13 protein-coding genes, 1 tRNA gene and 1 pseudogene are annotated in these 9,917 nt (G+C 61.5%); 3 read left to right on the top strand and 12 right to left on the bottom strand.

What is annotated here, in order from left to right; all coding sequences use genetic code 11:
- Positions 1 to 53: 53 nt before the first annotated feature.
- From ABSG20_RS21310 to ABSG20_RS21275, 8 genes are read right to left on the bottom strand one after another with little or no spacing between them, the layout of a single operon-like run.
- Entirely contained in the window at positions 54 to 266 is a 213-nt protein-coding gene (locus ABSG20_RS21310; RefSeq protein ID WP_423866486.1) for a hypothetical protein, read from the bottom strand.
- Complete coding sequence (nuoE, locus tag ABSG20_RS21305; RefSeq protein WP_423866485.1) at positions 266 to 877, bottom strand: NADH-quinone oxidoreductase subunit NuoE; 612 nt, start codon at positions 875 to 877, stop codon at positions 266 to 268. Before nuoE ends, ABSG20_RS21310 begins: the two co-directional genes overlap by 1 nt.
- Before the next feature lie 14 nt (positions 878 to 891).
- Complete coding sequence (locus tag ABSG20_RS21300; RefSeq protein ID WP_423866488.1) at positions 892 to 1,854, bottom strand: FkbM family methyltransferase; 963 nt, start codon at positions 1,852 to 1,854, stop codon at positions 892 to 894.
- Positions 1,854 to 3,044 carry an NADH-quinone oxidoreductase subunit D gene (locus ABSG20_RS21295; RefSeq protein WP_423866484.1) on the bottom strand — a complete coding sequence of 397 codons (1,191 nt, stop codon included), beginning with the start codon at positions 3,042 to 3,044 and terminating at the stop codon, positions 1,854 to 1,856. The genes ABSG20_RS21300 and ABSG20_RS21295 overlap by 1 nt, the downstream gene beginning before the upstream one ends.
- A gap of 2 nt (positions 3,045 to 3,046) precedes the next feature.
- Entirely contained in the window at positions 3,047 to 3,646 is a 600-nt protein-coding gene (locus ABSG20_RS21290; protein WP_423866483.1) for an NADH-quinone oxidoreductase subunit C, read from the bottom strand.
- The gene (locus ABSG20_RS21285) at positions 3,643 to 3,894 is read right to left on the bottom strand and encodes a hypothetical protein (RefSeq protein ID WP_423866482.1); all 252 of its coding nucleotides are present in this window, start codon (positions 3,892 to 3,894) and stop codon (positions 3,643 to 3,645) included. Before ABSG20_RS21285 ends, ABSG20_RS21290 begins: the two co-directional genes overlap by 4 nt.
- 8 nt (positions 3,895 to 3,902) lie before the next feature.
- On the bottom strand, positions 3,903 to 4,499 hold the full coding sequence (locus ABSG20_RS21280; RefSeq protein WP_423866481.1) for a NuoB/complex I 20 kDa subunit family protein: 597 nt from the start codon (positions 4,497 to 4,499) through the stop codon (positions 3,903 to 3,905).
- Positions 4,490 to 4,855, bottom strand: a complete 366-nt coding sequence (locus ABSG20_RS21275) for an NADH-quinone oxidoreductase subunit A (RefSeq protein WP_423866480.1) — start codon at positions 4,853 to 4,855, stop codon at positions 4,490 to 4,492. Before ABSG20_RS21275 ends, ABSG20_RS21280 begins: the two co-directional genes overlap by 10 nt.
- Before the next feature lie 417 nt (positions 4,856 to 5,272).
- Here ABSG20_RS21275 and ABSG20_RS21270 point away from each other — a divergent pair, with 417 nt between their 5' ends.
- Positions 5,273 to 5,467 carry a hypothetical protein gene (locus tag ABSG20_RS21270; protein ID WP_423866479.1) on the top strand — a complete coding sequence of 65 codons (195 nt, stop codon included), beginning with the start codon at positions 5,273 to 5,275 and terminating at the stop codon, positions 5,465 to 5,467.
- 85 nt (positions 5,468 to 5,552) lie between these two features.
- On the opposite strand, the pseudogene ABSG20_RS21265 reads toward ABSG20_RS21270, so the two are convergent.
- Together ABSG20_RS21265 and ABSG20_RS21260 are read right to left on the bottom strand one after the other, a co-directional pair.
- Positions 5,553 to 5,753, bottom strand: a pseudogene (locus ABSG20_RS21265) (PRC-barrel domain-containing protein); the annotation flags it as partial.
- A gap of 198 nt (positions 5,754 to 5,951) precedes the next feature.
- Positions 5,952 to 6,028: transfer RNA gene (locus ABSG20_RS21260), tRNA-Asp, on the bottom strand.
- A gap of 212 nt (positions 6,029 to 6,240) precedes the next feature.
- Here ABSG20_RS21260 and ABSG20_RS21255 point away from each other — a divergent pair.
- Both ABSG20_RS21255 and pepT read left to right on the top strand, forming a co-directional pair.
- The gene (locus ABSG20_RS21255) at positions 6,241 to 6,540 is read left to right on the top strand and encodes an HU family DNA-binding protein (RefSeq protein WP_423866478.1); all 300 of its coding nucleotides are present in this window, start codon (positions 6,241 to 6,243) and stop codon (positions 6,538 to 6,540) included.
- A gap of 105 nt (positions 6,541 to 6,645) precedes the next feature.
- A complete protein-coding gene (gene pepT / locus ABSG20_RS21250; protein WP_423866487.1) occupies positions 6,646 to 7,902 on the top strand; it encodes a peptidase T in 1,257 nt (418 codons plus the stop codon).
- 72 nt (positions 7,903 to 7,974) lie between these two features.
- On the opposite strand, the gene ABSG20_RS21245 is transcribed toward pepT, so the two are convergent.
- Together ABSG20_RS21245 and ABSG20_RS21240 are read right to left on the bottom strand one after the other, a co-directional pair.
- Positions 7,975 to 8,835, bottom strand: coding sequence for a class I SAM-dependent methyltransferase (locus ABSG20_RS21245; protein ID WP_423866477.1), 861 nt, complete (start codon positions 8,833 to 8,835; stop codon positions 7,975 to 7,977).
- A gap of 214 nt (positions 8,836 to 9,049) precedes the next feature.
- Positions 9,050 to 9,718, bottom strand: coding sequence for a hypothetical protein (locus ABSG20_RS21240; protein WP_423866476.1), 669 nt, complete (start codon positions 9,716 to 9,718; stop codon positions 9,050 to 9,052).
- Positions 9,719 to 9,917: the final 199 nt, after the last annotated feature.

Below are 9,917 nucleotides of genomic sequence, written 5' to 3'. Positions count from 1 at the left end.
TTGCGGAAGATGCGGTCCTTGTCGTCGAGCATGACTTGAAGCTTCCCCGGGGATCAGCGGTTGGACTGCATATAGGCAAGACCGGCGGCACATCCGCCGAAGGTCAGCGCCCACAAAAGGCCTGTCTCGAGCGAGGCCCCCAATGCGTAGCGCTGCAGCAGGAAAATGAAAACCGCTGCCGCCGCCGCATGCAAGGCCACATAGCGCCAATTCTTCATCACGCCGACACTCCCCGGCCCGGTCGCCCGCCATGTGCCATGACGCATCATGTGGTTTCCTTCAGCGTGGTCGGACCGGTGATCGGCGCGGAGAACTGACGGCCGTTCTGCGGTCCCGGCTTGACGGGATTGCCGGAGGCAAAGCCGTCCAGCACCTTGCCGAAACTCTCCGTGGTCAGATCCTCGTAAGTATCCTTGGAGATCAGCACCATCGGCGCATTGACACAGGCGCCGAGACACTCGACTTCCTCCCAGCTGAAATTGCCATCCCTGGACAGCTGAAAGGGGTCGTGATGGATGCGGCTCTGGCATACTTTGATGATGTCGCCGGCGCCGCGCAGGCGGCACGGCGTGGTCCCGCAGACCTGAACATGCGCCTTCTTGCCGACCGGCTGCAGCTGGAACATCGTGTAGAAGGTCGCAATCTCCAGCACCCGGATGTAAGGCATCTGCAACAGATCGGCGACGGCGCGGATCGCCGCTTCCGAAACCCAGCCCTCATGCTGCTCCTGGACCCGCCACAGGATCGCTATCACAGCCGATGCCTGCCGGCCTTCCGGATATTTGGCAATCTGCTGTTTGGCCCAGGCGAGGTCTTCCGCTGCGAACGTGAAGTTCGCAGGCTGCAGTTCCTTTGGTGCGAGGCGGCGGACGGACATTCTCGTTCAGTCTCTCATTGCAGGCGACGCACGGCATTCGCGTTCAGGGCATTAATCCGGTTTTGCCAGAAGGAGCTGGCGGTGCCAAATACGTTATAACCAACGTGAGATGACACCTTGATGCGGTCCAGTATCGAAAGCTCGGTCACGGTTTCCAGGCGACCGCTGCGCGGATCATAGACGATCAGCGTGAGCGGGGTCTGTTCCAGGATGAAGCGCGACACCGAATGTCTGGGATCGCTGCCATGCTCCTCGCACAACAACACGCTATCGCCCCGCAACAGCCGCGGACCACCCTTGATGGCTTCAATCTCGACGCCTTCGACGTCAAGTTTGACCAGGTACTTGCCATCGGGTGAAATCCTGCCGTCGTCGAGCAGGTTATCGAGCGCGATCACCGGCACGATCTCACCGCTGCCATCACCGTTCCCGGTGATGCTGAGCGCCTCGTGCCTGGTGCCGGACAGCCGCGCGCTACCGCTTGCCGCACCGATCGCAGACTTCAGCACATCGAAACGGCTGCCGTTGATTTTGGCATTGTTTTCGAGTTTGGCAAAATTCTGCGACGACGGCTCGATCGCGATGGCCTTGTGCGAACCATAAGGCGCGCTCGACACCAGCACCGACCAGTAGCCGAAATTCGCGCCGCAATCGATCAGCGTATAGTCGACGTCGACGGAATCCCGGAACAGCAATTCCAGCTCATCCTCGTAACAATACGACCGGTTGAGCAGCTTGATCCAGTAACCGTCACCATAGGGAAACTCGAACGTCGCATCGGCATTGAGCTTGATCGCGATATCGCGCTCGGGCAATGCTTTGCGCAGCAAGTTCGCGCAGCGGTTATAGCCGCGATGCGAAAATGTCGACGCCACCTTCGAGCCCGACGAAAAAGCCAGCGCGGCAAGACGTTCCCAGGCGCTTGCACCCTCGAGCGCGCCGGTGGTCCGATCAAACCGGATGGGCGGCTGCGCGATCACCGATCGACCTCTCCGAACACAATATCGAGCGAGCCGAGGATGGCCGAAACATCCGCCAGCAAATGGCCCTTGCAGATGAAGTCCATCGCCTGCAGATGCGCGAAACCGGGGGCGCGGATCTTGCACTTGTAGGGCTTGTTGCTGCCGTCGGCGACCAGGTATACGCCGAACTCGCCCTTCGGCGCCTCGACCGCGGCGTAGACTTCGCCGGCCGGCACATGGAAGCCCTCGGTGTAGAGCTTGAAGTGATGGATCAGCGCCTCCATCGAGCGCTTCATCTCGGCGCGGCGCGGCGGAAAGATCTTGCTGTCCGCGACCGCGACCGGCCCCTGCCCGTCGGCCAAGCGCAGCTTTTCGATGCTCTGTTTCATGATGCGCACGGACTGGCGCATTTCCTCCATCCGGATGCAGTAGCGGTCGTAGCAATCGCCGTTCTTGCCGATCGGAATGTCGAAATCCATCTCGTCGTAGCATTCGTAAGGCTGCGCCTTGCGCAAATCCCACGCCGCGCCCGAACCGCGCACCATCACACCCGAAAAACCCCATTCCCAGGCCTGCGGGAGCGTGACCACGCCGATATCGACGTTGCGCTGCTTGAAAATGCGGTTTCCGGTGAGCAGCCGTTCGAGGTCGGCGACCACGCCGAGGAACGGATCGCACCAGGCCTCGATATCGTCGATCAGTTTCGGCGGCAGATCCTGGTGCACGCCCCCGATCCGGAAATAGGCCGCGTGCATCCGTGAGCCGGAGGCGCGTTCGTAGAACACCATCAGCTTTTCGCGCTCTTCAAAGCCCCACAGCGGCGGGGTCAGCGCGCCGACGTCCATCGCCTGGGTGGTGACGTTGAGCAGGTGCGACAGGATGCGGCCGATCTCGCAATACAAAACCCGGATCAGCTGGCCGCGGCGCGGCACCGCGATGCCGAGCAGCTTTTCCGCCGCCAGGCAGAAGGCGTGCTCCTGGTTCATCGGCGCGACATAGTCGAGGCGGTCGAAATAAGGGATCGCCTGCAGATAGGTCTTTTGCTCGATCAGCTTTTCGGTGCCGCGATGCAACAGGCCGATATGCGGGTCGACCCGCGCCACCACTTCGCCCTCGAGTTCCAGCACCAGCCGCAGCACGCCATGGGCGGCCGGATGCTGCGGACCGAAATTGATGGTGAAATTGCGGAGCGAGGCTTCGTTCATCGCTAGCCACTTCTCTTCTCGTCTCCCGGCAGCGGATAATCCGCGCCTTCCCAGGGCGACAGGAAATCGAACTTGCGGAATTCCTGATTGAGACGAACGGGTTCGTAAAGCACCCTCTTTTCCTGATCGTCGTAGCGCACCTCGACGAAGCCGGTAAGCGGGAAATCCTTGCGCAGCGGATGGCCGTCGAAACCGTAGTCGGTCAACAGCCGCCGCATGTCCGGATGCCCGGTAAAGATCACGCCATAGAGGTCATAGGTTTCGCGCTCGAACCAGTCGGCACCGGGAAACACCCCGATGATCGAGGGCACCTGGGTCGTCTCTCCGGCCTCGGCGCGCAGCCGGATGCGCGTATTCAGCGTCGGAGACAAGAGATGATAGACCACGTCGAAACGCTTCGTGCGGCCGGGATAATCCACCGCCGTGATGTCGGTAAGGTTGACGAAGCGGCAGCTGGGATCATCACGCAGGAATCGCACGACATCGACGATCTTGCCGGCATCGACCGCGAGCGTGAGTTGATCAAACGCGATCGCTTGTCCCGTTACGGCGCCAGGGAGCGCCGCCGCGATGGTTTCGCCGAGCTCAACAAGCTTACTCACTTCTGACCCTCTAATTCCCGTACCTTATTCTCGAGGGCTTCGATCCGTTCCTCGAACTCGCCAGTCACGAGCTTGCTCAGAAGGGTATCGGCGGTCAGCGCCTGCCGGAAACTCCTCTGCGTCTCTTCCACTCCGCCCAGACGTTTATCGAGCGCGATTACCAGTGCGCGCGTTTGCTCGTGCTCTGCCCGATTTTCAGCACGCATTTCGCGCAGCAGCGGCACGATCATGTCTGCGGGATCCGTCATGGCATCTCTCAGCGTTCGATGGTTCCGGTGCGCCGGATTTTCTTCTGCAGCAGCATCACGCCATAGAGCAGCGCTTCCGCCGTCGGCGGGCAGCCCGGCACATAGATGTCGACAGGCACGATGCGGTCGCAGCCGCGCACCACCGAATACGAATAATGATAGTAGCCGCCGCCATTGGCGCACGACCCCATCGAGATCACATAGCGCGGCTCCGGCATCTGGTCGTAGACCTTGCGCAGCGCCGGCGCCATCTTGTTGGTCAACGTGCCCGCCACGATCATCACGTCAGACTGCCGCGGCGAGGCGCGCGGCGCGAAACCGAACCGTTCGGCGTCATAGCGCGGCATCGACATCTGCATCATCTCGACCGCGCAGCAGGCCAGACCGAAGGTCATCCACATGAGCGAGCCCGTGCGCGCCCATATGATCAGATCGTCGGCGGCGGCGACGAAGAAGCCTTTGTCGGACAGCTCGTGATTGACCTCGAGAAAGTAGGGATCATTGGCTCCGATCGGCTTGCCGGTTGCGGGATCGATGATGCCGGTCGCGGCGGGGGCGACCGCCGGCGCAAATCCCGATGTCTTGGCAGCAGGGCTCAGTCCCATTCGAGCGCGCCTTTCTTCCATTCGTAGGCAAAGCCGACGGTAAGCACGGCGAGGAAAACCACCATCGACCAGAAGCCGGTTGCACCCAGTTTGCCGAACGCCACCGCCCACGGGAACAGGAATGCCACTTCCAGATCGAAGATAATGAAGAGGATCGCTACCAGGTAGAACCGGACGTCGAATTTCATGCGGGCATCATCAAATGCGTTGAATCCGCATTCATAGGCCGAAAGCTTTTCCGGATCGGGCTGCTGGAAAGCGAGAAGGAAGGGGGCGATCAAGAGCGCCAAACCAATCAGGCCGGCGACCCCGATGAATACCACGAGTGGAAGATAATTCTGCAGGATGCCGGTCATCGGCGAAGCCTTTTCCCGCGGCTTGGGGGGACCGCAGATTCGTCAACAGGGATGCCCAGAGGCTTAGCGCAGTGCAACAAGGGGCGCAAGACAAGCTATCTTGAGGATCTTGACGCCTCCTCGGGCCGCCACGCGCGTTGGGATAACTAGGCAAGGCGGCGTTTCGCTTGGCCATGTCCCTGACCCGACGAGTTGCGGGTGCGTTGGCAGGCAACCGGGGCGACGGAGCTCCGTTAGCTCACGCGCGGTGTTGCGGACCACGTGACGGTCAGGTCAGCGGGCCGGCGCAAGATGTCGGGAATAGACCCGGGAGGGTCCGACGAAGCCATTTTTAGGGATTTGCGAAACAGTCCCGAAACAAATCATCGGTAGTTCTACGGCCAACAAGGCGGCGACAAAAAGCGCCAGGAGGCTCGGATGAACCACTCCATTCACTCAGCGGACCGCGCTACCCACTTGAAAGTCGTGGTGTTGGCGCTCGTGGCCGGCATCGCGGTGGCAGGCTTCGGCATCTCGGCTCGCACCGGTTCGGACTACACCCAGAGCGCCCGCGTCATTAAGGCCGGCAAGCCTGTGACGGTGACGAGTTCGGATGTGTCGGTCATCCGCTAGTACGCTTGAATGACAGCGATTTCGGCCGCCTGCGGGAGGCAGTTTCGGTCCGGCTGTTTGGATGATTTCCTGTCGGCTCCGAACTGACCATCTTCAGGCTGGAGAGCGGCCATTTGCCAAAATGCCCGCCGATCGAAATGCGCAGGCCATGCAGCTCGTCCAACCAGATTTCCTCTACTGTCCCGGCTTTGCCGTCCGTCAGCACCACGACTTTGCCTACCAGCTCCGCCTCGGCTCTCTGATAGGAGGCAAGGATCGTAGATGCATGTCTGAGCAGGTCCGTCATGATCGACCGATTCGAATGAGGCGCGCCCTCGGCCGCGCTGTTGCCGCTCAAAGATGGGCATGCCATGGCGCTGCGGCGACGTCATTAAGGCCAAAGCGAGGGGTCAGTAGCTTCCGCCACCACCGTTCGACTGCCGGCTGCCCACCTCTCCATAGGGGACAATGTCAGGTTGGCCAAGCCGCTAAGTCATTGAAATGATGGCGCGAGAGACGGGGCTCGAACCCGCGACCTCCGGCGTGACAGGCCGGCGCTCTAACCAACTGAGCTACTCCCGCGTGGTTGACGAAACCCGCGCGAGGTGGACTTAAAGGGGGGACCTATCCAAGTCAAGGTTGTTGCGAATCCCCTTGCCAGGCAGGGGTTTTTGCGACGCCGATGCAAATAATGGGCTGTTTATAAGCAAAACAGCATAGGCAGCCGCCACCCGAATCGTTTAAGGCCTGATACGTCTTAGTTTCCTAGCCATCAACAACGAGGAGGGCCAAATATGGCGAAAAAGGCAACGACCCCGACCACCGTCACGCTCAAGCATCTGGCGGCGGCGATTGCGGAGGAGCAGGAATTGTCCAAGAAGCAGGCTGAAGCGATCCTGGGCGATCTGGTCACCCGGATCACCAAGCACCTCAAGAAGGGTGAGCGCATACGCATCGTCGGTCTCGGGATCCTGCAGGTGCGCAAGCGCGCCGCCCGGATGGGCCGCAACCCAGCCACCGGAGAAGCGATCCACATCAAGGCCAGCAAGAAGGTTGCCTTCCGTGCGGCCAAGGAGCTCAAGGAAGCCGTCTGACAAGGCTGGTCTTCCGACTTGGCGTCATTCCGGCGCGGCGCGCGCGACCCCCGGAATGACGCTTGTTCCGAAGCAGGCGTTTCCCGTCTTTCACCCGCGGTGTCGATTGTGAGTTCACCCCTCCGCTTTACGCATAGCGTGACCGAGCGCCTGCTGCGCTATGTCGTCATCGACACCCAGTCGGACCCGGCTTCGCCGGCCTGCCCTTCCACCGAAAAGCAGAAAGATCTCGGCCGCCTGCTGGCAGCCGAACTGCAGGCGATGCAAATCCGCGACGCGCATCTCGACGAATACGGCTACGTCTATGCCACGATCCCGGCGAATACCGCAAAGAAGGTACCGGTCATCTGCTTCTGCTCGCATATGGACACCTCGCCTGACTGCAGCGGCAAGGACGTCAAGCCGCAGATCGTGCGGAATTACCGCGGCGGCGACATCGTGCTGCCGGGCGACCCCTCGCAGATCATCCGTGCTGCGGAGCATCCGGCACTGGCCGATCAGATCGGCAACGACATCGTCACGTCAGACGGCACCACGCTGTTAGGCGCCGACAACAAGGCCGGCCTTGCCGAAATCATGGACGCGGCGCATTTCCTGACCAAAAATCCGCAGATCAAACACGGCGCCATCAAGATCCTGTTCACGCCCGACGAAGAGATCGGCCGCGGCGTCGACAAGGCCGACCTCAATAAACTCGGGGCCGATTTTGCCTATACGATTGACGGCGAAACCGCCGGGAATATCGAGGACGAGACCTTCTCGGCGGATGCCGCCACCCTCACCATCGAGGGCGTCAGCACCCATCCGGGCTTTGCCAAGGGCAAGATGGAGCACGCGATCAAGATCGCCGCCGGCATCGTCGAGCGGTTGCCCAAACATACCTGCTCGCCCGAAACCACCGAAGGCAAGGAAGGCTTTCTGCATCCGATCGGCATCTCCGGCGCGCTGGAAAAGGCTACACTCCATTTCATCGTGCGCGATTTCAATGAGCAGGGATTGCTGGACAAGGAAGCCCTGCTGGAAAATATCGTCAAGCAGGTGATGTCCGACTATCCGCGATCGAGCTACCGGCTGGAGATCAAGCCGCAGTACCGCAACATGAAGCTGGTGATCGACCGCCACCCCGAGATCATCGACCACGCGATGGAGGCCATCCGCCGGACCGGACTTCAGCCGGTGAAGACTTCCATCCGCGGCGGCACCGACGGCTCGCGGCTGTCGTTCATGGGACTGCCCTGCCCCAACATCTTCGCCGGCGAGCACGCATTTCATTCGCGGCAGGAATGGGTAAGCGTGCAGGACATGGAAAAAGCCATGCAGACCATCGTTCACCTCGCGATGATCTGGGAGGAGCGGGCTTAAGGCTTTTCAAGAGGCTACCGGCTCGCGTTGCGAAAACGCCTCAGCGCTGCCGGCGCTCCGGTAAAGGCAATGTCACGAAGCTCGCGCCGTCACCATCCAGATTGACGCGGCAAGCGGCACGCTCTGGCCGCTGACGAACGGCTTAAGCGCTTCCCGGATCGAAGCGGCAGCGGCGGCGCGAACGTCGGCCGGCTGTCCCTCGAGCGCGCGGCTCGCCGGACCGATTTCGAGCGCGGCTTCCACCGCGGCATCAAGCCCTTGCCCGATCGCGATATCGAGCGAGAGATGGCATGGCTCCATCTTGATGGTAGAGAACCCGGCCGCGCCGAGGATGCGATGCACGCGCTCTTCGGACGCAAAGGCGAACGGCCCGGGGTCTTCCGGTCCGAGCTGCGGCAGTTTTGCAACGTGCTTGTAAGCCGCCTGCAGCGGCACCATCAGCCACGGATTATCGCGCGGCTCCCGCCAGCAGGCAAATGCCAGCCGGCCCGACGAACGCAGCGCCTTGCGCACATTGGCAAAGGACAGCACCGGCTCGGCGAAAAACATCACGCCGAACCGCGAGACCATGAGATCGAAACTTGCGGGAACGAACTCATGGACCGTCGCATCGGCCAGAACAAATTCGACCGGCAGGCCCGCCGGCGCCATTTGCCGCGCGCGCGCCAGCATCGGCGCGGAGATATCGACGCCCAGCACATGCCCGGTCGGGCCCACGGCTTGAGCAAATGCGATCGTCGTGGCGCCGCAGCCGCAGCCGACATCGACGATCCGTTTGCCGGCCTTGGCCCCGGCGCGGTCGATCAGGATATCGCAGACCGGTGCCAGCAGGATGTCCTGGGTCTGCTGCCGATCGGTCCAGTGCTGACCGCCGGGACCGTTCCAGTAGGCGATCTGGTCGGCATTCAGCCGATGGCCTGCAGGTTGTTCCATCACGTTCTAATTCGCGGTGCCGCCGGGTGTGGTCCGCTTCGATTGCGCAGACTTGGTTACGTCCTTAGCACCGGCCCAACCGCGACGCCATGAGGATATGCCGCGCGCGAGCCCAGGGGGCGCCGGGCAGCCCTGCCACATTCCGCCCCTGAACGCGTCCGCACGGATAGCATGGCAAGCTAGCCGAGTCCTGAAGCGCCTGCACGGCGATGCATCACCAGGCGCCGCGAGGGCAGTTGACCCATCCGAAATGCCGCGGCGCAGGTCCATGGGCCGGGCCGCAGTAGCTTTCGACGAAATCGCGGATATGTTCGGGGACGCGGGCGCCTTGGATGTCGCTGCGGGTTTCAATCTCGCGGGCGATCTCCCGGGAGACATCGTCCGACCAGTGCTCAAGGGTGTTGAAGGCGATGACGCGGACGGGATCGTTGAATTGCCCCGAGATCAGATCGGCGATGATGGTTTCGAGGTCCGCCCGCTCGTATTCGGTTTCGCGATGGACGGGATCCCGGCCACCCAAGCGGTCGATGACGACGTACACGGTTTGATCCGCCCCGTAGGGTATGATCGAAGGCGTCCGGCCCGCGCTCGGCATAGCAGTCTCCAAAACCAATGGGACGAAGGGAACATTGATATAAGTCGGAAGCGTGCGAATTGGTTCCGGGGCGGGACCAGCCTCTTTTTCAGACCGCACGCGACGAGGTAATCCAAGTGGGAAAGTTGTGTCTCCGAAAGACCACACCTTTTTCCTGTTAAGCCCTGTTAATACAGGCGCGGAAACAGGGGCAACCAGTTTCCCATATTGATTCGTAGGGTGGGCAAAAACGCCTTCTTCGCGCCGTGCCCATCCCTTGCTTGAGATGATTCTCAAATTGGTGGGCACGCCATCGGTTCGCGCATGCGCGCGACCCGATGGCTTTGCCCACCCTACAAATTTCCGATGCACTTTTCAAACAGCCGAGCAAAGATAGTCTGAGATCGTCATCGCGGGTTTCGCACCGGCCTTCGCCCGACCCGCTCGGATGAAAGGCTTGGATGCGGAGGCGCCGAAGCAGGGCGACCACAAGGGTCGCCCCTACAAG

This window comes from Bradyrhizobium sp. (assembly GCF_049512235.1).
Classification (GTDB): domain Bacteria; phylum Pseudomonadota; class Alphaproteobacteria; order Rhizobiales; family Xanthobacteraceae; genus Bradyrhizobium.
Note: the sequence above shows the minus strand (reverse complement) of the source record. Positions and strands in the feature narration are given on the sequence as shown.

Excerpts from the sequence above, each read along its gene's own strand:
- ABSG20_RS21310 (WP_423866486.1), bottom strand. The coding sequence starts at position 266 with ATGCGTCATGGCACATGGCGGGCGACCGGGCCGGGGAGTGTCGGCGTG.
- nuoE (WP_423866485.1), bottom strand. The coding sequence starts at position 877 with ATGTCCGTCCGCCGCCTCGCACCAAAGGAACTGCAGCCTGCGAACTTC.
- ABSG20_RS21295 (WP_423866484.1), bottom strand. The coding sequence starts at position 3,044 with ATGAACGAAGCCTCGCTCCGCAATTTCACCATCAATTTCGGTCCGCAG.
- ABSG20_RS21285 (WP_423866482.1), bottom strand. The coding sequence starts at position 3,894 with ATGACGGATCCCGCAGACATGATCGTGCCGCTGCTGCGCGAAATGCGT.
- ABSG20_RS21280 (WP_423866481.1), bottom strand. The coding sequence starts at position 4,499 with ATGGGACTGAGCCCTGCTGCCAAGACATCGGGATTTGCGCCGGCGGTC.
- ABSG20_RS21275 (WP_423866480.1), bottom strand. The coding sequence starts at position 4,855 with ATGACCGGCATCCTGCAGAATTATCTTCCACTCGTGGTATTCATCGGG.
- ABSG20_RS21270 (WP_423866479.1), top strand. The coding sequence starts at position 5,273 with ATGAACCACTCCATTCACTCAGCGGACCGCGCTACCCACTTGAAAGTC.
- ABSG20_RS21255 (WP_423866478.1), top strand. The coding sequence starts at position 6,241 with ATGGCGAAAAAGGCAACGACCCCGACCACCGTCACGCTCAAGCATCTG.
- ABSG20_RS21245 (WP_423866477.1), bottom strand. The coding sequence starts at position 8,835 with ATGGAACAACCTGCAGGCCATCGGCTGAATGCCGACCAGATCGCCTAC.